Origin of the sequence: Pectobacterium sp. PL64 (assembly GCF_022477975.1) — a bacterium.
GTDB classification, from domain to species: domain Bacteria; phylum Pseudomonadota; class Gammaproteobacteria; order Enterobacterales; family Enterobacteriaceae; genus Pectobacterium; species Pectobacterium jejuense.
Genome location: NZ_CP092070.1, coordinates 2,491,644 through 2,515,184, shown reverse-complemented (window position 1 = coordinate 2,515,184; position 23,541 = coordinate 2,491,644). Strand labels below are relative to the sequence as shown.

Here is a 23,541-nt window from a genome sequence, read left to right as displayed (position 1 = left end):
GGGTTCCATAAAGCAGTACTACCCTTTATTATCCTTGATCACTTTGCTTTGGCAACCTTATCCAGACGGATTTCATGTATCAACCTGTCGCTTTATTTATTGGCCTGCGTTATATGCGTGGGCGTGCATCAGACCGCTTCGGCCGGTTTGTCTCCTGGTTATCCGCCATTGGCATCACGCTGGGCGTGATGGCGCTGGTCACGGTGCTTTCCGTGATGAATGGCTTCGAGCGCGAACTGGAAGGCAATATTCTGGGCGTGATGCCTCAGGCGGTTATCTCTACGCCGCAAGGTTCGCTGAACCCGGCGTTGATTCCCGCTTCCTCCTTAGACTCGCTGGAAGGCGTGACGCGCGTTGCGCCGCTAACGACGGGCGATGTGGTGCTGCAAAGCGCCCGCAGCGTCGCCGTGGGCGTAATGTTAGGCATTGATCCTGACGAACAGGAACCGCTATCGCGCTATCTGGTCAACGTCAAACAGCAGCAGCTGCAATCCGGTCAATATCAGGCCATTTTGGGCGAGAAACTGGCCGCACAGCTGGGCGTTAAAGCTGGCGATCAAATTCGCATGATGGTCACGAGCGCCAGCCAACTGACGCCGATGGGGCGTATCCCCAGCCAGCGTATCTTTACCGTTGCTGGCGCCTTTGCTGCGAACAGCGAGGTCGATAGCTACCAACTGTTGGTGAACCAGCAGGATGCCTCTCGCTTGATGCGCTACCCGGCGAACCAGATTACCGGCTGGCGTTTGTGGCTGGAAAAGCCGCTGTCGGTCGATACGCTGAGTACGCAAAAACTGCCGGAAGGCACGGTCTGGAAAGACTGGCGCGAGCGTAAAGGCGAGCTGTTTCAGGCCGTACGCATGGAAAAAAACATGATGGGGCTGCTGCTCAGCCTGATCGTCGCGGTGGCCGCGTTCAATATAATTACCTCGCTGGGTTTACTGGTGATGGAAAAACAGGGAGAAGTCGCCATTCTGCAAACGCAGGGGCTGACTCAACGTCAGATTATGGCGGTGTTTATGGTGCAAGGGGGAAGCGCTGGCGTGATTGGCGCGTTGTTAGGGGCATTGCTAGGGGCGCTATTGGCCAGCCAACTGAATACGCTGATGCCAATATTGGGCGTATTGCTGGATGGTGCTGCGTTGCCTGTAGATATTGATCCCATGCAGGTCGTGACGATCGCCATTTCTGCAATGGTCATTGCCCTCTTATCAACACTTTACCCGTCATGGCGCGCTGCCGCCGTTCAACCCGCTGAGGCTTTACGTTATGAGTGATTTACCGTTATTGCAGTGTACTAACCTGTCGAAGCGCTATCAGGACGGCAAGCTGTCTACCGACGTGTTACGCGATGTTTCATTTGAAATGAACAGCGGTGAGATGATGGCCATCGTCGGGAGTTCTGGCTCGGGCAAAAGTACGTTGCTGCATGTGCTGGGCGGGTTGGATACGCCGACGTCAGGTGAAGTTATCTTTAAAGGCCAGCCGCTGAATACGCTCTCAGCGGCGGCAAAATCGGATTTACGTAATCGCGAACTGGGCTTTATTTATCAATTCCATCATCTGCTGCCGGATTTTACCGCGTTGGAAAACGTAGCAATGCCGTTGCTGATTGGCAAAGTACCAACGTCACAGGCGCAGGATAAAGCCCGCGAAATGCTGGCGGCTGTGGGGCTGGAAGCACGCAGTCACCACCGTTCATCGGAGCTGTCCGGCGGTGAACGGCAGCGTGTCGCCATTGCCAGAGCGCTGGTGAACAGCCCGTCGCTGGTGCTGGCGGATGAGCCAACCGGCAACCTCGATCAGCGTACGACCGACACCATTTTTGAACTGCTGGGAGAGCTGAACGTTCGTCAGGGCACCGCCTTTCTGGTGGTGACGCATGACCTGCAACTGGCTAGCCGACTGAACCGCCAACTGGAAATGCGTGACGGTCAGTTGCAGAAGGAACTGACCCTGATGGGAGCGCGGCAATGAGATTTCCTCCGCTCTCGTTGCTGATTGGCCTGCGCTTTAGCCGCGGCCGTCGGCGTGGCGGCATGGTTTCGCTGATTTCGGTCATTTCGACGCTCGGGATTGCCCTCGGTGTAGCGGTGTTGATTCTCGGCCTGAGCGCGATGAATGGCTTTGAGCGTGAGCTGAACAACCGCATTTTGGCCGTGGTTCCGCACGGCGAAATCGCACCGGTCAATCAGCCTTTCGACGGCTGGCAGGACATTCTTCCGAAAATAGAACAGGTGCCTGGCGTTGCTGCCGCGGCGCCTTATATCAATTTCACCGGGCTGCTGGAGAACGGTGCCAAACTTCAGGCGGTTCAGGTAAAAGGCGTTGATCCGCAGCAGGAGAAACGTCTTAGCGCGCTGCCCAACTATGTGCTGAATGACGCCTGGCAGCGGTTCCGCGCGGGTGAACAGCAGGTCATTATTGGTCAGGGCGTGGCAAAGGCGCTAAATGTGACGGAAGGCGACTGGGTCACGGTGATGATCCCGAACAGCGACCCAGAAATGAAGCTGATGCAGCCGAAACGCATCCGGCTGCACGTCAGCGGTATTTTACAACTGAGCGGCCAGCTCGATCACGGCTTAGCGCTGATTCCGTTGGCGGATGCCCAGCAATATCTGGACATGGGGCAGAGCGTAACAGGTATCGCCATCAAGGCTAACGACGTGTTCTCCGCCAATAAACTGGTGCGCGATGCGGGTATGGCCACAAAGGCTTATGTCTCTATTCGCAGTTGGATTGGCACCTATGGTTATATGTATCGGGACATTCAGATGGTGAGAACCATCATGTATCTGGCGATGATCCTGGTGATTGGCGTGGCCTGTTTTAATATTGTTTCAACGCTGGTGATGGCGGTGAAAGACAAAAGTAGCGACATCGCGGTCTTGCGTACGCTGGGCGCTCCAGACGGACTGATTCGGGCTATCTTTATTTGGTACGGGCTATTGGCTGGGCTGCTGGGTAGCGTGATAGGCGCTGTCATTGGCGTGATCGCGACCTTGCAATTGACGCCGATTATTCACGGCATTGAATCCATCATTGGTCATAAACTGCTGTCCGGCGACATCTATTTTATCGATTTCCTGCCATCTGAACTGCATGTAACGGATGTCTTGATCGTATTAGGCACGTCGCTGGTGCTGAGTTTGATTGCCAGCTGGTATCCGGCACGGCGTGCCAGCCGGATTGATCCTGCCCGCGTGTTGAGCGGACAGTAAACCAAGCCAACGCACATGCGGCTTGAGATATGACGGGGATAGTCCCTATCGTGTGGGAAAGCGAACACACCCTAAGGAGCAGTCATGTACTACGGTTTTGACATGGGCGGCACGAAAATTGAGCTGGGCGTGTTTGACGCAGAGTTGAACAAGGTGTGGCAAAAGCGGGTGCCAACGCCGCGCAGTAATTATGATGACCTGCTCACGACGCTGGTCAATCTGGTGCATGAAGCTGACGCCCAGGTCGGCATGCAGGGGAAAGTTGGTCTCGGCGTACCGGGCATGGAGACAGGTAACGACGGTGCACTATTCACCGCTAACCTGCCCGCGACGATGGGAAAGCCGCTGCGTACGGATTTGTCGCAGCGTTTGCAGCGAGATATTCGCATCAGTAACGACGCTAACTGCTTTGTGCTGTCGGAAGCCTGGGACGCGGAGTTTCGTTCCTATCCTGTCGTGCTGGGTATGATTTTAGGCACGGGGCTGGGTGGTGGTCTGGTGATTAATGGGCGTCCGGTCGACGGGCGCAACGGCATCGCGGGTGAGTTCGGCCATCTTCGCCTGCCATCCGACGCACTGGATATCATCGGCGTGGATATTCCCCGCGTGAAGTGCGGCTGCGGCCAATCAGGCTGTATTGAGAATTATATTTCCGGTCGCGGTTTTGAATGGCTGTACGAGCATCTGTATGGTGAAGCGCTGCCTGCTGTGACCATTATTCGGCACTATCGTGGTGGAGAAGAAAAAGCGCAGGCGTTTGTCGATCGCTTTATGGATTTGTTAGCAGCCTGTTTGGGCAATCTGCTGACCCTGTTCGATCCACACCTGCTGGTGTTGGGCGGCGGCCTGTCGAATTTTGATGAAATCTATCAAATTCTGCCGACGCGCCTTCCTCCAAGACTTTTACCGATTGCGAAACTGCCACGTATAGAGAAAGCGCGTCATGGCGATGCGGGCGGCGTACGTGGTGCGGCGTTGCTACACTTAATGGATAACTAGCTGGAGAAGGTATGTATACGCGTCAACGATTAGGGCGGTTTCATAAGGGAAAGCGACTGCGGCAACAGCGTCTTCGTGCGCGTATTTTCCATCGTGATTATCTGGCAGCAAGCGAAGTGAAAAAACCGCGCGTGGTAGTATTAACGGGCGCAGGTATTTCAGCGGAATCGGGCATCCGTACTTTTCGTGCAGCCGATGGCCTGTGGGAAGAGCACCGCGTCGAGGATGTCGCGACGCCCGAAGGCTTTCAGCGTAATCCAGAGCTAGTGCAGGAATTTTATAACGCCCGTCGTCGTCAGCTACAGCAGCCGGAAATTGTACCCAATGCTGCGCATCTGGCATTAGCGAATCTTGAAGCGATGCTGGAAGATAACTTCATGCTGATTACGCAAAACATCGATAACCTGCATGAACGTGCTGGCAGCAAGCGCATCATTCATATGCACGGTGAGCTACTGAAAGTACGCTGTAGCCAAAGTGGACAGATCTTTGAATGGACAGACGATCTCGCCGCTGGCGAACGTTGCCACTGCTGTCAATTTCCCGCGCCGTTACGCCCGCATGTGGTGTGGTTTGGTGAAATGCCGCTGCACATGGACAAGATTTACCATGCACTGTCGCAGGCTGATTACTTTATTGCGATTGGCACGTCGGGGCATGTCTATCCCGCTGCCGGTTTTGTTCATGAGGCCCATTCGCACGGTGCCTACACGCTGGAGCTGAATCTGGAACCCAGCCAGGTAGAAAGCCAGTTTGATGAAAAAATTTACGGCCCCGCCAGCACCGTGGTGCCCGAGTTTGTCGCTGCCTGGCTGACGCGCGGTCAAAGCATTAAATTTTAAGCGTTCACAAAAAGCTTTAAGCGCCCGCAAAAAGAGAAAACGTCATGAATCGTATGAGGATGGCGTTTTCTCTTGCCGATCGTTGCCGAAGCAACATTCGTCAAGCTGATCGAACGGCAACATCGCGGCGTGGTTAAAGAAACAATATTCACTCTCGCTACAGCGAGCATGCGCAGCGGTTTCTGTCGGCGAGTCCGCCTGCGGATGTGGCGGCTGTTGGCTGTCATGGCGTGACGATGTTCCATGAAGAGATAAGGTTCGTCGGAAAAAGCCCAGCATAGCGTTACCCTCACAGTATCTCATCACGGGATGAATGAGATAGTTATGTTAATGAGAGCTATTCTCATCAATGTAAGCTAAGCCTAGTTGATAATGTGATGATGTGGGAATGACAATTGTCAAAAAGTATATCCAAAATGGTTCTATCCACCCGTCATGCTTGAATCGACAAAGGCTTAGAACGATCAAAATGTCCGTCTGGCTTCGGCCGCCAGTGCTTTCAGATAATTCAGATCGCACAATTCCACCTGATGACCCCGATAGGTAATGTGTCCTTGCCGCTTCCAGTCGGACATCAATCGACTCAATGTTTCACTGCGCATCCCTAATGACGTCGCGAGCTGGCCCCGACTCACCGGTAATGTCAGTTGCTGAGTTTGCTGAATGTGGTGCTGCCGCAGCAGGTAATCTGCCAAACGCTGTGGTGCGGAGCTGGACGTTAGCCAGTCGATTTGGTTGATCGTCGAGTAGAGCTTCTTGCCCAGATAATTCAGCAAACGCAGCGCCAGTTCCGGGCGTTGCAAACAAAACTGATGAATATCCTGTCGTGGAATCATCAGCGTGTGACCCTCGCTCAGCGCACGGATATTCATCGGGAAGCGGCCGTGATCCATAAACACCGCGGCGATGGCGACAAATTCTCCGCGCTCAAACTGCCCGAAAATCTTCTCATCGCCGCCATAGGTATGGCGAAAAGCCTGCAATTTTCCTGCTTCAACCAGCAAACAGTGCTGCATTTTGTCGCCTTCGCGAAACAGAACGTCATCCTGCCGGAAAAACAGACGCTCGCTTTTTGCCAATAGCTCACACACCACATTGTTGGGTTCATCACGCATCCAGTCATGCTGAAACAGCACGTCACCGTATTCATCGGGCGATAGCGCTTTTTTGACAAATGTCATTTGCCCTCCCAGAGGCTGGTATTACCATTAAGCTAGTAAATGAAAATAATAATCACTTGCATGAATTCAGCAAGCAAAATCACGGCGCGCTGAATCGAGAATAGCGGAGAGTTTCCATGAAAGAAAATACCCTTCCGGCGGCACAGGCGCTGGTTCTCCATGAATTGATTACCCCAACCGAACACGGTATCGCCAGTCGCGTGTTGGCCCGTACCGACGGCGGCAATGTCACGCTGTTTGCCTTCGATCAGGGGCAGGGGCTGAGCGAACACAGTGCTCCTTATGATGCACTGGTTATGGTACTTGAAGGTGAATTATTGCTGACGATCGGTGGCGAACCCGTTGTCGCGCAGCCCGGCACGCTAGTGCGTATGCCAGCCAATGTTCCGCATGCTGTTGATGCGCAGCAGTCGTCACGTATGTTGCTGACGATGTTGAAGACGCTGAAAACCAACTAAGCGCCACCACAGTAGACGCTAAACGGCTACCGCGATAACACCGAATTAAGGAGTGACAGTATGAGCGATCATGAAGCAGGACATAAATTTTTAGCCCGATTGGGGAAAAAACGTCTGCGCCCCGGCGGCAGAAAGGCAACTGAATGGCTGCTCAGTCAGGCTGGGTTCCAGCAGGACAGCGTCGTGCTGGAAGTCGCCTGCAATATGGGCACCACGGCGATAGAGATTGCGCGTCGTTTTGGCTGTCAGGTCATCGGCGCGGATATGGATAAAGTGGCGCTACAGAAGGCGCAGGAGAATGTTGCAGCGAACGGCTTGGCATCGCAGGTCACGATTATGCAGGCAAATGCGCTGGAGCTGCCGTTTCCCGATAATCACTTCGACGTGGTGATTAATGAAGCCATGCTGACGATGTATGCCGACAAGGCCAAGAGCCGCATTATTGCCGAATATTATCGCGTGCTGAAACCGGGTGGTCGCTTGATTACCCATGACATCATGCTGCTTTCCGAGAAGGATACCGGGGCCTTGCAGGCGGTGGAACAGATGCATAAAGCGATCAACGTGCATGCTCAACCGATGCTGCGTGAGCGCTGGGTGACGCTGTTTCAGGAATGCGGTTTTAGCAAGGTTAGCTACGATAACGGCGCCATGACGCTGCTGACGCCACAAGGGCTGATTTATGATGAAGGGCTTGCCGGCGCGGCGCGCATCGTAAAAAATGCGCTGAAGAAAGAGAACCGCGACATGTTCTTCAACATGTTTCATACCTTCCGCCGCAATCGAAACCAGCTTAACTATATTGCGGTATGCAGTACCAAGTAGTGGCCGCATTCATTTTGATTGCGTCGCGGTAACAAGGAAAAAGCGTGTAAGGCAGGCGAAATCGTTTAACATACGTGACAATACGTTATCTTAACTGCGCTTTTTTATTGCGCTGGATTCCTTGTTACGGTGAACAATGCAGCCATTATCGCCGGGTGATATCCCGCTAAAGCACGCGACGCAGTTACCGCATTACAGCCAGCTAAAACAACAGCAGTGCAGACGTGATCGTCGGAGTCTGGCACTGCTGTTGGCGTTTCTCGCACTCACGCTGGTCGTCAGCCTGTGCGCGGGGGAACGCTGGATTTGGCCGACGGCCTGGCTGGATGACGCTCAGCAGCTCTTTGTTTGGCAATTACGTTTGCCCAGAACGCTGGCCGTGATGCTGGTGGGGGCGAGTCTGGCGATGTCTGGCACCGTGATGCAGGCCGTTTTTGATAATCCGCTGGCGGAACCGGGGCTGCTGGGCGTCGCCAACGGCGCAGGCGTGGCCTTAGTGCTGACGGTACTGCTGGGGCAGGGATTGCTGCCTGTCTGGATGTTAAGCTTGAGCGCCATTGCTGGCGCGCTGCTGATTACCTTTCTGTTACTCCATTTTGCCCGTCGTCATATTTCCAATACCCGTTTATTACTCATCGGCATTGCGCTCGGGATTATCTGTAGCGCGGTGATGACTTGGGCCGTCTATTTCAGTACCAGCCTCGATTTACGCCAACTGATGTACTGGATGATGGGCGGTTTCAGCGGCATTGACTGGCGACACGGCTGGCTGATGTTGACGCTTTTGCCGCTGTTGCTGTGGCTGAGTCGTCAGGGCGCGGTACTGAACGGGTTGACGCTCGGTGAGATTCAGGCGCGTCAATTAGGCATTCCGGTCTATCGCTGGCGCACGATTCTCGTGCTGGTTATGGGCGTACAGGTTGGGCTGAGCGTGGCGCTGGCCGGCATCATCGCGTTTATTGGCTTGGTGATCCCACACATGTTGCGGCTGTGCGGACTGACCGATCAACGCTATTTACTGACTGGATGTGCGCTGGCCGGCGGCGGCGTTCTGCTGCTGGCGGATACGGTCGCGCGCGTTGCGCTGAGTTCAGCCGAGTTGCCGATAGGCGTGGTTACCGCTACGCTGGGATCGCCATGGTTTATCTGGCTGTTATTACGTAATCGACTGTAGCGATATGTCTTGTTCTATCCACTTTTGTTTATCAACTCTGTTTTATCACTGGGAGCAAAACGATGAGCACTGAAATCCATGCTATTCCGCTGACCACTATCGACGGGAAAGCGACAACGTTTGAAGCGTTTAAAGGGCAGGTGGCGTTAGTCGTCAACGTCGCCTCTCAATGCGGCCTGACTAAACAATACGACGCGTTGGAAAAGCTCTACGAGACCTATCGCGACAAAGGTCTGGTCGTGCTGGGATTCCCTTCCAATGAATTTGCAGGACAGGAACCGGGCTCGGAAGAAGAGATTCAGGAATTCTGCCGTGGGACGTTTGGCGTTCAGTTCCCGATGTTCAGCAAAATTGAAGTCAATGGCGAGAACCGTCACCCGCTGTACCAAGTGTTGATTCGCGAGCAGCCGGAAGCTAACGGGACCTGGAAAAGTGACTTTTTTGCCCGTTTGGTCAACAAAGGCCGTAAGCCTAAGAACCCGGAAGACATTCTGTGGAATTTCGAAAAATTCCTGGTGGATCGCGAAGGACGCGTGATTGATCGTTTTGCGCCGGATATGGCACCTGACCATGACACCATCGTGAAAGCGATCGAAGACGCGCTGGCAAAATAAGTGACGCAGCAGACTTCCCCGGTATTAGAGTTGCGGCAGGCTGGTGCCTCGCCGCGTTTGTCGCCGACGAATGCGGAGTGTCGTCGCGGTGAGCTGCTGCACATCATCGGCCCGAACGGGGCTGGAAAGAGCACGTTGCTGGCAAGAGCCGCGGGTTTGCTGGCGGGAGAAGGTGAGGTCTATCTGGCCGGCACGCCGCTGTCGCAGTATACGGCAGCGGATTTAGCCGTGCGGCGCGCCTATCTGGCACAGCAACAACCGCCGCTAGCGCTGATGCCGGTATTTCAGTATTGGCAACGGCATCAACCGCCGCCGGCTCAGGAAGATGCGGTTGAAAAGGTGGTGCATTTTCTGGCGGAACGTCTGATGTTAACCGATAAGCTGGCGCGCCCGCTCACGCAGCTGTCGGGAGGCGAGTGGCAGCGCGTTCGGCTGGTGGCGGCGCTATTGCAGATGTGGCCGACCCTCAATCCGCACGCGCGTCTGTTGCTGCTGGATGAACCGACCAATAGCCTCGATGTGGCTCAGCAGGTGGCACTAGATGCGTTACTGAGTGAGCTCTGTGGTTTGGGCATCGCGGTCGTGGTTTGTGCACACGATCTGAATCACAGCGCCCATCATGCGGATCGCGTGTGGCTGCTGTCGGCAGGGTCGTTGGTGGCGCAGGGCGAAACGGCGGAGGTCATGCTGCCGGAGGTGCTGTCTCCTGTGTTCGGTGTCGCGTTTCAGCGGCACGTGGTTGATGGCAGAAACTGGATCATCACGCGCAGCGCCTAGCGCTGCCAGGAAATGGCGTCGTCAGAAAATAGGAAAAATCGCCTTTACTTGCCAGTTACCCCGATTAAACGCTAAATTAATCCAATTCCTAGCATTTTCAAACGCTAGAGGTCTATGGCCTCGGCGGTTTTATGGTAATCGCGATGATACGTTTACGACATGCTTTGATTCTCGCCAGCCTGATTTTAGTCGGCTGTAGCAGTAGTCGGCATAATAATCCGCCGCCGAATGCGCGTCTGAGCGATTCGATTATGGTGATGGTGCAGCTAAACGATCAACTGGGGCAATGGTATAGAACGCCTTATCGCTATGGCGGGCTGGATCGTAACGGCGTTGATTGTTCCGGCTTTGTCTACCTGACATTTCGCGATAGGTTTGGCATGCAGCTGCCGCGTACCACGGAAGCACAAACTGAGCTGGGCGAGCGCGTGGACCGCGATAATCTCTTACCGGGCGATTTGGTCTTTTTCAAAACGGGCAGCGGCAGCAGTGGGCTGCACGTCGGCATTTATGACAAAGACGACCAGTTTATCCATGCCTCCACTAGTCAGGGCGTAATCCGCTCGTCGCTGGATAACGTGTACTGGAAACGGGCGTACTGGCAGGCCCGCCGCATCTAATTCCCCCCCCCCTTTTATTATGCTTACAGCACGGAGCTGCTCATGTCCTCTCTGCGTTTATTGATCTCTGACTCTTACGATCCCTGGTTTAATCTGGCCGTTGAGGAGTGCATCTTTCGCCAGATGCCCACTACGCAGCGGGTGCTATTTTTGTGGCGCAATGCTGAAACCGTAGTCATTGGCCGTGCCCAGAACCCGTGGAAAGAGTGCAATACGCGGCGGATGGAAGAGGATGGCATCAAGCTGGCACGGCGCAGCAGCGGCGGTGGGGCGGTCTTCCACGATCTCGGCAATACCTGCTTTACCTTCATGGCAGGTAAGCCGGAATACGATAAAAGCGTCTCAACACAGATTGTTCTGGATGCGCTTAGCTCGCTTGGGTTAAAGGCTAGCGCCTCGGGGCGTAACGATCTGGTGGTGGAAACCACGGACGGCGTGCGCAAGGTGTCCGGTTCTGCCTACCGTGAAACCAAAGATCGTGGTTTTCATCACGGCACGCTGCTGCTGAACGCCGATCTCAGCCGCTTAGCCGATTATTTAAACCCGGATGTTAAGAAGCTACAGGCAAAAGGCATTACGTCCGTACGTTCCCGCGTCGCCAATCTAGTGGAATTGCTGCCCTCTGTCGATCACCAGGCCATTAGTCAGGCGGTGACGCAGGCCTTCTTTGACTATTTCGGCGAACAGTGCGAACCAGAAATCATCTCGACTTCCGCCTACCCGGACCTACCGGGATTCAGCGAACAGTTTGCGCGTCAAAGTAGCTGGGAATGGAATTTCGGTCAGGCACCGGATTTCTCGCATTTACTCGATAATCGCTTTACCTGGGGCGGCGTTGAATTACATTTCGATGTGGAACGCGGCGTGATCGTCCGCGCGCAGATTTATACCGATAGCCTGAACCCCGCGCCGTTAGAAGCACTCGCCTCCGCATTACAGGGAACGGCATACCGCCCAGAAGCCTTGGTGGCCGCGTGTCAGGTACTGATTACCGCCTTCCCCGAACAGCAAAACGAGTTGCAGGAACTGGCCGATTGGCTGGAGCAAAGCCTGCGCTAGACGTCCTGTTTTTCTCAACGCACCGATGACAAGGAAACGTAAGGGAAATAATACCCCTGCGTTTCCTCCGTGTTAATTCGATTGCCATCCCTCTACACTTTCTGTTTACCCATCAGTCGTTGTGTGATGAGCGCGTGGCTCTCTTCACTTGAACAGAGTGGTATTAGGGAGACAGGATGCAGCAAACACCGTTATTCAATAATCACTATTTTCACCAGTTGCCGGGGTTCTACACCGCGCTACAGCCTACGCCGCTGCATGGCGCTCGCCTGCTTTATCACAGCGAGGGATTGGCCGCGGAGCTTGGGTTGTCTTCCGACTGGTTTACGCCAGAACAGGATGCCGTCTGGAGCGGTGAGCGTTTACTGCCGGGAATGGAACCGCTGGCGCAGGTTTATAGTGGCCATCAGTTTGGCATGTGGGCTGGTCAACTGGGTGACGGACGCGGAATCCTGCTGGGAGAACAACAGCTGGCGGATGGCCGCAGCATGGATTGGCATCTCAAAGGTGCGGGGCTGACGCCGTATTCGCGCATGGGAGACGGTCGCGCCGTGCTGCGCTCGGCGATACGCGAATTTCTGGCCTCGGAAGCGATGCACCATCTGGGAATTCCTACCACGCGGGCGCTGACGATTGTCACCAGCACACACCCGGTGCAGCGTGAGCAGGAGGAAAAGGGCGCGATGTTGCTGCGCGTGGCGGAAAGCCATGTGCGTTTCGGCCATTTTGAGCATTTCTACTATCGCCGTGAGCCGGAAAAAGTACGTCAACTGGCGGAGTATGTGATTGCCCGTCACTGGCCACAGTGGGAAAACGACGAGCGTCGCTATGAACTGTGGTTCGGCGATGTGGTAGAACGCACCGCTCGGCTGATTACGCATTGGCAGGCCGTCGGGTTTGCGCACGGCGTAATGAATACGGATAACATGTCGATTCTGGGACTGACCATCGACTACGGCCCTTATGGCTTTTTAGATGCCTATCAGCCCGATTTCATTTGCAATCACTCCGACCATCGCGGGCGCTACGCGTTTGACAATCAGCCTGCCGTAGGGCTGTGGAATCTGCATCGTCTGGCGCAGGCGCTGTCGGGGCTGATGGACACGGAAACGCTGGAGCGCGCGCTTGCCCGCTATGAACCGGCGCTGATGCAGCACTATGGCACGCTGATGCGCGCTAAGCTGGGCCTCTTTACCGCGGGCTCCGAGGATAATGACGTGCTGGTTGGGTTGTTGCGCCTGATGCAGCAGGAAGGCAGCGATTATACCCGCACGTTCCGCCTACTGGCAGACAGCGAGAAACAGGCATCGCACTCGCCGCTCCGTGATGAATTCATCGACAGAGCCGCGTTCGATAGCTGGTTTGCGACCTACCGCCAGAGGCTGATGCAGGAAGACCAGAGCGATGAAGAACGTCGTCGACTGATGAATGCGACGAACCCCAAATATATTCTGCGTAATTATCTGGCGCAAATGGCGATTGAACGGGCGGAAAACGACGATATTAGCGTGCTGGCGCGTCTGCATTCAGGTGCTGTGCCAACCGTTTGATGAACAGCCAGAGAAGAACGATTTGGCTGCGTTACCGCCAGAGTGGGGTAAGCATCTGGAGATTTCCTGCTCCAGTTGAGCTGGAGCAGGGGGACTTGGCTATTGCCGCAGATAAACCTGCGGAATGGTGTAGTCAGGGTGTGAACCGACGCTAAGATCGGCGCGATACCAGTGGGTCAACGTGTCTGCCTGTAATACCTGCGCGGGCGTGCCTTGTGCGACCAGCTTTCCTTCGTGCAACAGCAGAATGCGGTCGGCATACAGCGCCGCCAGATTCAGGTCGTGCAGGACGCAGCATACGGATAACGGCTGTTCACGCGTAAGCTGCTTGAGCAGCCGTAAGAGGTGCTGCTGATGATACAGATCCAGCGCCGACGTGGGTTCATCAAGGAACAACCAACCCGGCGTCGGTTCTGGATGCCACAACTGCGCCAGCACGCGAGCGAGCTGTACACGCTGCTGCTCCCCGCCTGAAAGCTGGCGATAGTCGCGCGTAGCCAGTTCCAGACAGCCCGTTTGCGCCATGACCTGCTGAATCACATCATCATTTCTCGGGTAGCGACCATGAGGGGAACGCCCCATTGCAACGACATCCCGCACGCTAAACGCAAACGCCATGCCGCTATGCTGGCGCATCACCGCTCGCGTTTTTGCCAGCGCGCCGGGCTGCCAGTGTGAGAAAGGCTGTCCGGCTAACAGGCACTCGCCTTCATCTGGCGTTAAATAACCGGTCAGTAAACGGAGCAGGGTCGATTTCCCCGCGCCGTTAGGACCGATAATCGCGACGATTTCCCCGCTGTGCAATTCCAGAGAAACGTCATCCGTCAGATAACGACCGTTGGTCTGAAAGCGCAAATGGCGTGCGACTAACGTCCGATCGAGCGCTGAATCAGTCATTGCCCCGTCCTTTATGCTGAACGATCAGCCATAAGAAATACGGCCCGCCAATCAGGCTGCTTAACAGCCCAACGGGCATTTCTGCCGGAGCAAGCAGCGTGCGTGCCAGCGTATCGGCAAACAGCAGCAGACAGGCACCGCCGAGGATAGAACCAGGAATGAGCCAGCGATGATCGGCACCCAGATGCAAACGTATCAGATGCGGGATAATAAGTCCGACAAACCCGATCACACCGCTCACCGCCACCGCGACACCCACCAGCAGCGAACTGAGCAACAACAGAATGTGCTTGGTGCGCTTCACGTTGACGCCAAGGTAATGCGCTTCCTCATCCCCTAACTGCAACAGGTTCAGACGACGTGCATAGTACAGCGTCGCGATCATCGCAGGGATGGTCAGCGTGCTGGCAACCAGCAGCATCGGCCACTGTGCCTGCCCGAGACTGCCCATGCCCCAGAGCGAAAACTGGCGCAGCTGTTGGTCGGTGCTGATGTAGGTCAAAACGCCGATCAGCGCGATACACAGCGCATTGAGCGCGATGCCTGCCAACAGCAGCCGGGTTAACCCACCTTGTTCGGAGCGGCTGAGGATAAAAATGATCGCGGTAATCGCCAGACTGCCCGCGAAAGCGGCGAACATCGGACCATAAAGCGCTAGCAGAGGGGGAAGGCCGAGCGGCAGCACGATAGTTATCGCCACGCAGAGTGCGGCACCGCTGCTGATCCCAAGCAGGCCGGGATCGGCGAGCGGATTGCGAAATAACCCCTGCATAATCGCGCCGGAACAGGCCAGCGCGCCGCCGACGAGGATCGCCAGCAGCACACGGGGAACGCGGATATTCAACCAGATATGCCAGATCGGATCGTCAAGCGGCGTTTGCCATAACATCTTGAGCGATAGGGTCAGTGCGCCCATGTTGGCGGCACCCACCATCAGTGCCACCATCAATAACAACAGCGTGATCAACCACGTGCGCGGATGAAACCGTGACGTCATTTTATCGCTTCAGCTGTCTGACGCAGCGCCGCCATGAGCGTTGGGGTATCGAGCGTAAAGCCCAGCATCGCCATATCATCGACCACTAACAGACGCTTGTTTTTACCCGCAGGCGTCAGCTCCAGACCGGGTAATTTCCAGACTTGCGCTTCACCGCCCAGCGTTTTCAGCCCCTGACTGGAAATCAGGATCAGATCCGGTGCGCTGGCAATCACGCCTTCCTGCGACAACGGCTGGTAGCGTTCAACGTTCTGCATGGCATTCTTCAACCCGGCGTGGCGGATAATGGTGTCCGCCGGGGTGTTTTTGCCTGCCGCCATCGCGGTCATGCCGCCGTGGCTGAGAACGAACAGCACGTTAACCGGCAGCGGGGACGTTTTGACTGCCGCCAGTTGCTGCTGATAGGTTTCTGTCAGCTTCTTACCTTCAGTGTCTTTACCCAACGCCTGTGCGATGACGCCGATTTTCTGCGGCACCACATCCAGCGAAGGCTGAGCAGGAACGTGAATTACTTTGGTTCCGCTGTCCGCCACCTGCTGCAAGATGAGCGAAGGCTGGGACAGGTCGCTGGCGACCACCAGAGACGGTTTCATCGCCAGAATACCTTCGGTGTTGAGCTGGCGCATGTAGCCCACGTCAGGCAGTTTCTTCACGGCTTCTGGGTGCAAGCTGGTGCTATCACGCGCAACCAGATCTTTCTCTGCGCCCAGCGCATAGATGATTTCCGTGACGTCGCCGCCGATAGAAACGATACGTTCGGCAGCAGACACCCCCAACGGGAGTGTCAATAGCAGGGGGAATAGCCAGTTTTTCATGCGGCGAGCTCCTTGTACGGTTTCAGGGCATCGATCTGGTCGCGCCACTGCTGTTGTTCCGGCGTGCCTTCGGTACGTTGCCCAAAGAGTTGTGCAATTTGAGAGCCGTCTGCGGCATAGAGCTCGAGGCTGGTCACAATGCCGTCGGCCGTCGGTTTACGCGTGATCCAGCTTTCAGCGATTGCGCCTTCGATCAGGTGCAGGGTGAAATCTTTATTAAAGATGTTAATCCACTCTGCATGTTGCTCCATACGCTCTACACGCTCAAAGCGTACCGGTGAAGATTTGCACACAGCCACGGTTACCGACAAATACCATGATCTCGTTTTGATCTTCGCGCGCGGCAAACAGAATCTGCGACAGCGCGTCGTTGTCTACACGGTAAGCCAAATCGTCAGCGACCGAGTTAAACGCCTGCTGGCGCGTCAGGTTATGGCGCTTGAGCAGAATGAAGAAATCATGCACGTCCGTCATCGCACGCCATTCCGCTTCAAGCTGAGGATTATGGGCAACAACCTGCTCCACTGCCGCGCTGTTCGCTGGACGAAGTGCGAGGGCTGGATTTTCGCTGCTGGTAAATTTCTCAACGAATAGCTGCCAGGCGGCCATGTCAGTGGTGTCTGTCGTGTAGACCTTCAGAATGGCATCACCCTGATGATCGAAAAATTGAATGCTTTGACGCTCACCGCGTGCGGTATTTTCACGCAGCGCAAAGGCGGAAGCCCACTGAGAAAGGAACAAACGCAGATCCAGCCCGCGCGGGTTGAGGATAAGACCGGCATGCCCATCAAGCGTCTGGTTCTGATAGTAACCAGTATGCTCATGCACGGCGTATTCGTTACGTGTGATCGACTTGGTATTACCAACCTGCTCCAGTGCGCTTAACCAAACTTTGGCGTCACCCTGGAGGCGCAGCGCATCGTGTCCGACACGGGCGTGGGTCAGTTCCGCTTCGCTGATGCCGAGTTGCGCAGCCAAATCGCGGGCGTATTTACGCGGATGTTCAACTTTCGCCTGAAGGTATTGTTGGTAAATGGACGTCTGCATCTCGTTCGTTCCCTTAATCGTTGTCGTATTAATTATAGCAATGAATGAGAATCATTTTCATGTAACAAAAAAGCAACCTCAAGTGAAGTTTTCTTAATAAGTGGAATAAGAGGAATAGTAAAAGGTATTTACGTGCTGCGTTAATACGATGAGATGACGAAATAAGCGGCGGGAAAGCAGGAAAACGGCTGGCACCCTATCGAGAAGGTGAGTGTGCCAGCGTATATCGGATTAAAAACGACTGTCAACGGCGTCCGCCAGACGCGCCAGCAGCGTTTCGGTGTCCTGCCAGCTCAGACAAGGATCGGTAATGGATTGCCCATACGTCAATGCCAGAGGATTGATTGCTGGCTGGCTGCCTTCGATTAAGAAACTTTCCGCCATGATGCCCGCGATGGCACGTGAACCGGCACGAATTTGCTGGCAGATATCATCGGCTACGTCGAGCTGACGGCGATGCTGTTTCTGACAGTTGGCATGACTGAAATCGATCACCAGATGTTCGGGCAACGAGAATTCACGCAGGTGAGCGCAGGCCGCGGCGATATCTTCCGCGTGGTAGTTCGGTTTTTTCCCGCCACGCATAATAATGTGGCCGAACGGGTTGCCCTGCGTTTTGTAGACCGACATGAATCCCTGTTTATCCGGCGAGAGAAACATATGCTGGGCGCGAGCGGCACGAATGGCATCGACGGCGATACGCGTGTTGCCGTCCGTGCCGTTCTTGAAGCCGACAGGGCAGGACAGCGCAGAAGCCATTTCGCGGTGGATCTGGCTTTCGGTGGTCCTTGCACCAATCGCACCCCAGCTAATCAAGTCGGAAATATACTGGCCGGTGACCATATCGAGGAATTCTGTCGCGGTCGGCAATCCAAGTTGATTGACGTCCAGCAGCAGGCGGCGCGCAATTTCCAGCCCTTCATTCACCTGAAACGTTCCATTGAGCGCGGGATCGGAAATGAGTCCCTTCCAGCCCACCACCGTGCGCGGTTTTTCAAAATAGGTGCGCATGACGATTTCCAGTCGATCCTGATACTGCGTGCGTAGCGCGGCCAGACGGCGTGCATAATCTAAGGCGCTGTCGGTGTCATGGATCGAACAGGGGCCAATTACGACGAGCAGGCGGGGATCTTGACCAGTTAGAATGGCTTCAATTTTCTGGCGTGACGAGGTGACATTTTCGGCAACGGCAGGGGTAATGGGGAGTCTGGCGAGTAACGTTTGAGGCGTAATCAGACTCTCGATGCGCGCGCTCCGCAGTTCATCTGTTTGCAGCATGTTTTATCTCTGAATGCGGTCAAGCCGAAAACCTGCCAGCACCGAAATGTATGGACATGACGGTGTTTTCAGACAGCGTTTTCAGGCTATGTTTCCGACTAAAAGGTTGCTTCGCAGCGGCGAAATGCCGGGAAGTGATGGAGCACACAATAAACGAACTGGCGCACATTACAACCGCATCAGGATAAAAAATCCCTCATGTACTAGTACATTCTTCGGCTCATGCCGAGAATGTCGATGATTTTGGCGGAAATTTCCTCAACGGAATAATTGGTGGTATTGAGATATTTAATCTGGTGTTTGCGAAATAGCGCCTCAACCTCACTGAGTTCCATGCGGCACTGGCGCAGCGACGCATAGCGACTGTTGCCCCGGCGCTCTTCGCGAATGGCCGCCAGTCGTTCGGCATCAATGGTGAGCCCGAATAGCTTGTGATGGAAAGGTTTCAACGCATCGGGAAGGCGCAGGTTATCCATATCATCGGCAATAAAAGGATAGTTGGCGGCACGAATGCCGAATTGCATCGCCAGATACAGGCTGGTCGGCGTTTTGCCGCAGCGCGACACGCCCAGCAAAATAACCTGTGCCTGATCGAGATTGCGCAGCGAGATGCCGTCATCGTGCGCCAGTGTATAGTCGATCGCGGCGATACGGGCGTCGTATTTGCTCAAGTTATTGGCCGTCAAACCGTGAGTGCGGTTGGCAATTGGTGTCGGCGGCGTGTTCAATTCTTCCTGCAAGGGAGCAACCAGCGCCTGTACGATGTCCTGGCAAAATCCTTCGCTGCTGGTAATAATGTTACGCACGGTCGGCGTGACGATGGAATAAAACACCAGCGGACGCACACCGGTTTGCTGATACAGCGTATTGATTTGCTCGCACACGGCTTTGGCGCGCGCTTCACTTTCCACGAAAGGTAAGGTATAGCTAACCGTGTTCACAGGGAACTGGGACAGCACCGCATGGCCCAGTACTTCTGCCGTAATGGCCGTACCGTCCGAGACATAAAATACGCTTCTTTCCACATAACCCCCTGTTGATATTTCCGACAACTCGAACACGTTAACCTCGTCAAAAATTGCGTTTCAAGAATACTTTTATTAAAACGCCATTTCATTATCTTCATGATAAAGAATACTAATCTTCTACGATATTGGATTTTTACCGCGTTAAGCAATCATTCGCCGTGAAATCAGTTTTTTTTCATAGGTTGATCGATTCACCTGTCCATGTTCATCAAAACGCTATGCTAACCTGATTGCGTTGAGGCGATTCTCAACCGAACTCTTTCATACCCTAATTGTATGCAGAAAGGATTATTTTCGATGTCCAATAACGGCCCTGATTTGCGTAATGTCCTTTGGTATAACCAGCTCGGTATGCACGACGTTGAAAGGGTGGGGGGCAAGAATGCCTCTCTGGGTGAAATGATCACCAACCTTTCAGAATTGGGCGTAGCCGTTCCCAACGGCTTTGCGACAACGGCGCAGGCGTTTAATGATTTTCTTAATCAAAGCGGGATTAACCAGCGCATTTATGAGCTGCTCGATCGCACCGACATTGACGATCTGAGTCAACTGGCGAGCGCCGGTACGCAGATCCGCCAGTGGATTATTGATACGCCATTCCAGCCGGAACTGGAGAAGGCAATCAGTGACGCCTACCAGCAACTGGCCGACGGAGAGAAAGACGCCTCGTTTGCCGTGCGTTCTTCCGCTACGGCAGAAGATATGCCGGATGCGTCCTTTGCCGGTCAGCAGGAAACCTTCCTGAACGTGCAGGGCATTGATGCGGTGATGGTGGCCGTGAAGCACGTATTTGCATCGCTGTTTAACGATCGTGCGATCTCCTATCGTGTACATCAGGGGTATGACCACCGTGGCGTGGCGCTGTCGGCAGGCGTGCAGCGCATGGTGCGGTCCGATCTGGCCTCTGCGGGCGTGATGTTTACCATTGATACCGAATCCGGTTTTGATCAGGTAGTGTTCATTACGTCGGCTTACGGCTTGGGTGAAATGGTGGTGCAGGGGGCGGTGAACCCGGATGAGTTCTATGTTCACAAGCCAACGTTGCAGAACAACAAACCTGCGATTGTGCGCCGTAATATGGGATCGAAAAAAATCCGTATGGTATATGCCGCGAGCCAGGAACATGGCAAGCAGGTGCGGATTGAAGATGTGCCGACAGAACAAACGACGCGTTTCAGCCTGACGGATGATGAAGTGCAGGCGCTGGCGCGTCAGGCACTGCTGATTGAAAAACACTACGGTCGTCCGATGGACATCGAATGGGCGAAAGATGGTCATACCGGCAAGCTCTATATTGTGCAGGCGCGCCCGGAAACGGTTCGTTCCAACGGTCAGGTGATGGAGCGCTACCACCTGCCAGCCAGCGGTACGGTACTGGTGGAAGGCCGTGCGATCGGGCACCGCATCGGTGCGGGTGAAGTGAAAGTGATTCAGGACATCAGCGAGATGCACCTGATCAACGCAGGCGATGTGCTGGTGACCGACATGACCGACCCAGACTGGGAACCGATCATGAAGAAAGCGGCGGCGATTGTCACCAATCGCGGTGGACGTACCTGTCACGCGGCGATTATCGCGCGCGAGCTGGGCATTCCGGCCGTCGTGGGCTGCGGCGATGCAACCGAGCGTTTGCGCAAAGGGCAGAAAGTGACCGTTTCCTGTGCGGAAGGCGACACGGGCTATGTGTATCAGGATCTGCTGGACTTCTCCGTGAAGAGTTCACAGATTGATGAAATGCCAGCACTGCCGCTGAAAATCATGATGAACGTGGGTAACCCTGACCGCGCATTTGATTTTGCCTGCTTGCCAAACGATGGCGTCGGTCTGGCGCGTCTGGAATTCATCATCAACCGCATGATTGGCGTGCACCCGCGTGCGTTGCTGGAATTCGACCAGCAAGCCCCTGAGGTGCAACGTGAGATCAAGACACTGATGCAGGGCTTCGACGACCCGGTGGAGTTCTACGTCGGTCGCCTGACGGAAGGAATCGCGACGCTGGCAGCCGCATTCTCGCCGAAGCGCGTCATCGTCCGCCTGTCCGATTTCAAATCGAACGAATACGCCAATCTGGTCGGCGGTGAGCGCTATGAGCCGGAAGAAGAAAACCCGATGTTGGGCTTCCGCGGTGCGGGTCGCTACGTGTCGCCGGACTTCAAAGCCTGTTTTGCGCTGGAATGTGAAGCCGTCAAACGCGTGCGTAACGTGATGGGCTTGAAGAACGTCGAGATCATGATCCCGTTCGTGCGGACTGTGGCACAAGCGGAAGCGGTGGTGGCTGAACTGGCGAATCAAGGTCTGCGCCGTGGCGAAGACGGTCTGAAAATCATCATGATGTGCGAAATTCCGTCCAATGCGCTGTTGGCCGATGAATTCCTGCAACACTTTGATGGCTTCTCTATCGGTTCAAACGACATGACGCAGCTGGCGCTGGGTCTGGATCGTGATTCCGGCGTGGTATCGTCGCTGTTTGATGAACGTAACGATGCGGTGAAGGCGCTGCTGTCGATGGCGATCAAGGCTGCCAAGAAACAGGGCAAATACGTCGGTATTTGCGGTCAGGGCCCGTCAGATCACGAAGATTTCGCGCTCTGGCTGATGGAACAGGGCATCGATAGCCTGTCACTCAACCCGGACACTGTGGTGCAAACCTGGCTGAATCTGGCTGAGCATAAGTAATCAGTACGGTGAATGCTATGACGCTCGGTGACTGCCGGGCGTCATAGCAACCGACGATGTCAGATTTTAGGGGAAACACGGAGATGAGGTTCCCGCAGGGATGCCTCACTTCGTGGTCGCCCCGTGTATCTTGATCTCATCGCGATGGGGCTGCTGTTGGCCTTTTCGTTTCTTACGGTGCTGCAATCAGGAAGGATTTAAACTGTGGCGTCATTACCGCGCTAAAGCCCTTATCCGTTTTGGTAATCAGATAAACCGCTAGCCCCTGCTGTTCTGCCAGCTTCAACGCCTTCTCTGTTCCCAACACCATCAAACCGGTATCCCAGCCATCCGCTTCCAGCGCGGTTGGTGCAATCACGGTCGCAGAAACCAGCTGATGGGTAATCGGTCTGCCCGTCTCGGGATCGATAACGTGAGAATAGCGCTTGCTGTCCTCTTCAAAATAATTCCGATAACTGCCGGAGGTGCTGATCGCATACCCCTGCAAATTCACCGCCGCCTGTGCTGCATTTTCCTGATCGGTGGGTTTCTGAATCGCCACGCGCCACGGCGTACCCTCGGCGTTCACCCCACGGCTGGAAACCGCGCCACCGACGGAAACCAGATAATTGGTGATCCCTTTACGCGTCATTAGCTGCGCGAGAACGTCGGCGCCGTACCCTTCGCCCAGCGTGGAGAGATCGACATACAAATCCGGGAGATCTTTCTGAATCCATTCCCCTTTTTCGTCACCGATCAGTTTCAGGTGACGCAACCCGACATTTTGCCGCGCTACATCGATCTGCTGCTGGCTGGGGATCCGCGTAGGCTGCTTCTGCGGGCCGAATCCCCAGAGATTAACCAACGGGCCGACGGTGATATCCATCGCGCCGTGCGTGGCTTTACCGATACGCAGCGCGGCCAGAATGATATCCGCCATGCCATTGCTGATGGGCTGGGGTTCCGTTCCTCGGTACTGATTAAAACGCGACAGAACTGAATCGTCACGGTAGGTGGAAATATCGTTATTGGCCTGCTCCAGCAGAACATCGATTTCCCGTTGTAGCTGCGTTTTGTCTTCGGTGATGTCGCCGCTAATTTTTACGCTGTAAAACGTCCCCATGGTTTTGCCTTCAATGGTCAGCAAAGGGCGCTGTGTCGTCGGCGTTGGATTATCGCAGGCTGTCAGAAGGCTGAATAAGCCACAGAGTAGCAATCTCTTCGCGGCAAGAGGCATCATGAAAAACTCCTGAAAAACTGAACTGAGGGTAGGCAGACAGGAGAGTAACAAAAAAGGGATGAAGCGTAATTGAATGGAAGACAAATGAAAGGAAAAAAAATGCCCATCTCAGGGGATGGGCAAAGACTACACACAGCAATTCGTTACTAACTCTGACGAGGAGGAAACCTCATTGACAAACAGTAGGTTAATACTAGCTCCGGTATTTATCCTATGGATTATGCCTTATTCAGTCATTAAGAATCATCCTAATAGTTAATTATT

21 protein-coding genes, 1 other RNA gene and 2 pseudogenes are annotated in these 23,541 nt (G+C 54.6%); 14 read left to right on the top strand and 10 right to left on the bottom strand.

Translation table 11 applies throughout. From position 1 onward, the window contains the following. Positions 1-74: 74 nt before the first annotated feature. The 5 genes from lolC (at position 75) to cobB (ending at position 5,062) form a co-directional block, all read left to right on the top strand. Complete coding sequence (lolC, locus tag HP572_RS11180) at positions 75-1,277, top strand: lipoprotein-releasing ABC transporter permease subunit LolC (RefSeq protein WP_240585656.1); 1,203 nt, start codon at positions 75-77, stop codon at positions 1,275-1,277. Next, entirely contained in the window at positions 1,270-1,977 is a 708-nt protein-coding gene (gene lolD, locus HP572_RS11175) for a lipoprotein-releasing ABC transporter ATP-binding protein LolD (protein WP_014915821.1), read from the top strand. The genes lolC and lolD overlap by 8 nt, the downstream gene beginning before the upstream one ends. Further along, positions 1,974-3,221, top strand: coding sequence for a lipoprotein-releasing ABC transporter permease subunit LolE (gene lolE, locus HP572_RS11170; RefSeq protein WP_240585655.1), 1,248 nt, complete (start codon positions 1,974-1,976; stop codon positions 3,219-3,221). Before lolD ends, lolE begins: the two co-directional genes overlap by 4 nt. Positions 3,222-3,305: 84 nt before the next feature. Then, a complete protein-coding gene (gene nagK, locus HP572_RS11165) occupies positions 3,306-4,220 on the top strand; it encodes an N-acetylglucosamine kinase (protein WP_240585654.1) in 915 nt (304 codons plus the stop codon). 11 nt (positions 4,221-4,231) lie between these two features. Continuing rightward, on the top strand, positions 4,232-5,062 hold the full coding sequence (gene cobB / locus HP572_RS11160; protein WP_240585653.1) for a Sir2 family NAD+-dependent deacetylase: 831 nt from the start codon (positions 4,232-4,234) through the stop codon (positions 5,060-5,062). A 42-nt stretch (positions 5,063-5,104) separates the two neighbouring features. On the opposite strand, the gene HP572_RS11155 is transcribed toward cobB, so the two are convergent. Beyond that, positions 5,105-5,341 (bottom strand): hypothetical protein, encoded by a 237-nt coding sequence (locus HP572_RS11155; RefSeq protein WP_240585652.1) that lies wholly within the window; start codon positions 5,339-5,341, stop codon positions 5,105-5,107. 185 nt (positions 5,342-5,526) lie between these two features. Then, complete coding sequence (locus HP572_RS11150) at positions 5,527-6,243, bottom strand: Crp/Fnr family transcriptional regulator (protein ID WP_240585651.1); 717 nt, start codon at positions 6,241-6,243, stop codon at positions 5,527-5,529. Between the two features lie 116 nt (positions 6,244-6,359). Between HP572_RS11150 and HP572_RS11145 the strand changes: the two genes are divergently transcribed. The 8 genes and pseudogenes from HP572_RS11145 to HP572_RS11110 all read left to right on the top strand — a co-directional run bounded on the left by HP572_RS11145 (position 6,360) and on the right by HP572_RS11110 (position 13,399). After that, positions 6,360-6,701: a cupin domain-containing protein gene (locus HP572_RS11145; RefSeq protein ID WP_095699847.1), complete on the top strand. Its 342-nt coding sequence runs from the start codon at positions 6,360-6,362 to the stop codon at positions 6,699-6,701. Between the two features lie 60 nt (positions 6,702-6,761). After that, positions 6,762-7,526 (top strand): class I SAM-dependent methyltransferase, encoded by a 765-nt coding sequence (locus HP572_RS11140; RefSeq protein WP_240585650.1) that lies wholly within the window; start codon positions 6,762-6,764, stop codon positions 7,524-7,526. A 136-nt stretch (positions 7,527-7,662) separates the two neighbouring features. Continuing rightward, on the top strand, positions 7,663-8,700 hold the full coding sequence (btuC, locus tag HP572_RS11135) for a vitamin B12 ABC transporter permease BtuC (RefSeq protein ID WP_127155878.1): 1,038 nt from the start codon (positions 7,663-7,665) through the stop codon (positions 8,698-8,700). 62 nt (positions 8,701-8,762) lie between these two features. Continuing rightward, positions 8,763-9,314 (top strand): glutathione peroxidase, encoded by a 552-nt coding sequence (locus HP572_RS11130; RefSeq protein ID WP_095699844.1) that lies wholly within the window; start codon positions 8,763-8,765, stop codon positions 9,312-9,314. After that, positions 9,315-10,091, top strand: a complete 777-nt coding sequence (btuD, locus tag HP572_RS11125; protein WP_240585649.1) for a vitamin B12 ABC transporter ATP-binding protein BtuD — start codon at positions 9,315-9,317, stop codon at positions 10,089-10,091. It abuts the gene before it with no gap. Between the two features lie 143 nt (positions 10,092-10,234). Then, positions 10,235-10,711 (top strand): C40 family peptidase, encoded by a 477-nt coding sequence (locus tag HP572_RS11120; protein WP_207783042.1) that lies wholly within the window; start codon positions 10,235-10,237, stop codon positions 10,709-10,711. A gap of 42 nt (positions 10,712-10,753) precedes the next feature. Beyond that, positions 10,754-11,770: a lipoate--protein ligase A gene (locus HP572_RS11115; RefSeq protein WP_240585648.1), complete on the top strand. Its 1,017-nt coding sequence runs from the start codon at positions 10,754-10,756 to the stop codon at positions 11,768-11,770. Between the two features lie 176 nt (positions 11,771-11,946). Continuing rightward, positions 11,947-13,399, top strand: a pseudogene (locus HP572_RS11110) (YdiU family protein). 20 nt (positions 13,400-13,419) lie between these two features. On the opposite strand, the gene HP572_RS11105 reads toward HP572_RS11110, so the two are convergent. The 6 genes and pseudogenes from HP572_RS11105 to HP572_RS11080 form a co-directional block, all read right to left on the bottom strand. Then, positions 13,420-14,217 (bottom strand): heme ABC transporter ATP-binding protein, encoded by a 798-nt coding sequence (locus HP572_RS11105; protein WP_240585647.1) that lies wholly within the window; start codon positions 14,215-14,217, stop codon positions 13,420-13,422. After that, positions 14,210-15,214, bottom strand: a complete 1,005-nt coding sequence (locus HP572_RS11100) for an iron ABC transporter permease (RefSeq protein WP_240585646.1) — start codon at positions 15,212-15,214, stop codon at positions 14,210-14,212. Before HP572_RS11100 ends, HP572_RS11105 begins: the two co-directional genes overlap by 8 nt. Continuing rightward, on the bottom strand, positions 15,211-16,029 hold the full coding sequence (locus HP572_RS11095) for a hemin ABC transporter substrate-binding protein (protein ID WP_240585645.1): 819 nt from the start codon (positions 16,027-16,029) through the stop codon (positions 15,211-15,213). Before HP572_RS11095 ends, HP572_RS11100 begins: the two co-directional genes overlap by 4 nt. Then, positions 16,026-17,076: pseudogene (locus HP572_RS11090) on the bottom strand (hemin-degrading factor). The gene HP572_RS11095 and the pseudogene HP572_RS11090 overlap by 4 nt, the downstream one beginning before the upstream one ends. A gap of 231 nt (positions 17,077-17,307) precedes the next feature. Continuing rightward, the gene (locus tag HP572_RS11085) at positions 17,308-18,354 is read right to left on the bottom strand and encodes a 3-deoxy-7-phosphoheptulonate synthase (RefSeq protein ID WP_240585644.1); all 1,047 of its coding nucleotides are present in this window, start codon (positions 18,352-18,354) and stop codon (positions 17,308-17,310) included. Between the two features lie 203 nt (positions 18,355-18,557). After that, positions 18,558-19,379, bottom strand: a complete 822-nt coding sequence (locus tag HP572_RS11080) for a pyruvate, water dikinase regulatory protein (protein ID WP_205554484.1) — start codon at positions 19,377-19,379, stop codon at positions 18,558-18,560. A 300-nt stretch (positions 19,380-19,679) separates the two neighbouring features. On the opposite strand from HP572_RS11080, the gene ppsA reads away from it, so the two are divergent. Beyond that, positions 19,680-22,058 (top strand): phosphoenolpyruvate synthase, encoded by a 2,379-nt coding sequence (ppsA, locus tag HP572_RS11075; protein ID WP_205561235.1) that lies wholly within the window; start codon positions 19,680-19,682, stop codon positions 22,056-22,058. A 172-nt stretch (positions 22,059-22,230) separates the two neighbouring features. On the opposite strand, the gene apbE is transcribed toward ppsA, so the two are convergent. Together apbE and rprA are read right to left on the bottom strand one after the other, a co-directional pair. After that, positions 22,231-23,277, bottom strand: a complete 1,047-nt coding sequence (apbE, locus tag HP572_RS11070) for an FAD:protein FMN transferase ApbE (protein WP_240585643.1) — start codon at positions 23,275-23,277, stop codon at positions 22,231-22,233. 91 nt (positions 23,278-23,368) lie between these two features. Then, positions 23,369-23,480, bottom strand: an RNA gene (gene rprA, locus HP572_RS11065) — antisense sRNA RprA. Between the last annotated feature and the right edge of the window lie 61 nt (positions 23,481-23,541).

Bases quoted from the DNA above. Each gene is read 5' to 3' on its own strand.
- lolC (WP_240585656.1), top strand. From the start codon at position 75: ATGTATCAACCTGTCGCTTTATTTATTGGCCTGCGTTATATGCGTGGG.
- lolD (WP_014915821.1), top strand. From the start codon at position 1,270: ATGAGTGATTTACCGTTATTGCAGTGTACTAACCTGTCGAAGCGCTAT.
- lolE (WP_240585655.1), top strand. From the start codon at position 1,974: ATGAGATTTCCTCCGCTCTCGTTGCTGATTGGCCTGCGCTTTAGCCGC.
- nagK (WP_240585654.1), top strand. From the start codon at position 3,306: ATGTACTACGGTTTTGACATGGGCGGCACGAAAATTGAGCTGGGCGTG.
- cobB (WP_240585653.1), top strand. From the start codon at position 4,232: ATGTATACGCGTCAACGATTAGGGCGGTTTCATAAGGGAAAGCGACTG.
- HP572_RS11155 (WP_240585652.1), bottom strand. From the start codon at position 5,341: ATGCTGGGCTTTTTCCGACGAACCTTATCTCTTCATGGAACATCGTCA.
- HP572_RS11150 (WP_240585651.1), bottom strand. From the start codon at position 6,243: ATGACATTTGTCAAAAAAGCGCTATCGCCCGATGAATACGGTGACGTG.
- HP572_RS11145 (WP_095699847.1), top strand. From the start codon at position 6,360: ATGAAAGAAAATACCCTTCCGGCGGCACAGGCGCTGGTTCTCCATGAA.
- HP572_RS11140 (WP_240585650.1), top strand. From the start codon at position 6,762: ATGAGCGATCATGAAGCAGGACATAAATTTTTAGCCCGATTGGGGAAA.
- btuC (WP_127155878.1), top strand. From the start codon at position 7,663: ATGCAGCCATTATCGCCGGGTGATATCCCGCTAAAGCACGCGACGCAG.
- HP572_RS11130 (WP_095699844.1), top strand. From the start codon at position 8,763: ATGAGCACTGAAATCCATGCTATTCCGCTGACCACTATCGACGGGAAA.
- HP572_RS11120 (WP_207783042.1), top strand. From the start codon at position 10,235: ATGATACGTTTACGACATGCTTTGATTCTCGCCAGCCTGATTTTAGTC.
- HP572_RS11115 (WP_240585648.1), top strand. From the start codon at position 10,754: ATGTCCTCTCTGCGTTTATTGATCTCTGACTCTTACGATCCCTGGTTT.
- HP572_RS11105 (WP_240585647.1), bottom strand. From the start codon at position 14,217: ATGACTGATTCAGCGCTCGATCGGACGTTAGTCGCACGCCATTTGCGC.
- HP572_RS11100 (WP_240585646.1), bottom strand. From the start codon at position 15,214: ATGACGTCACGGTTTCATCCGCGCACGTGGTTGATCACGCTGTTGTTA.
- HP572_RS11095 (WP_240585645.1), bottom strand. From the start codon at position 16,029: ATGAAAAACTGGCTATTCCCCCTGCTATTGACACTCCCGTTGGGGGTG.
- HP572_RS11085 (WP_240585644.1), bottom strand. From the start codon at position 18,354: ATGCTGCAAACAGATGAACTGCGGAGCGCGCGCATCGAGAGTCTGATT.
- ppsA (WP_205561235.1), top strand. From the start codon at position 19,680: ATGTCCAATAACGGCCCTGATTTGCGTAATGTCCTTTGGTATAACCAG.
- apbE (WP_240585643.1), bottom strand. From the start codon at position 23,277: ATGATGCCTCTTGCCGCGAAGAGATTGCTACTCTGTGGCTTATTCAGC.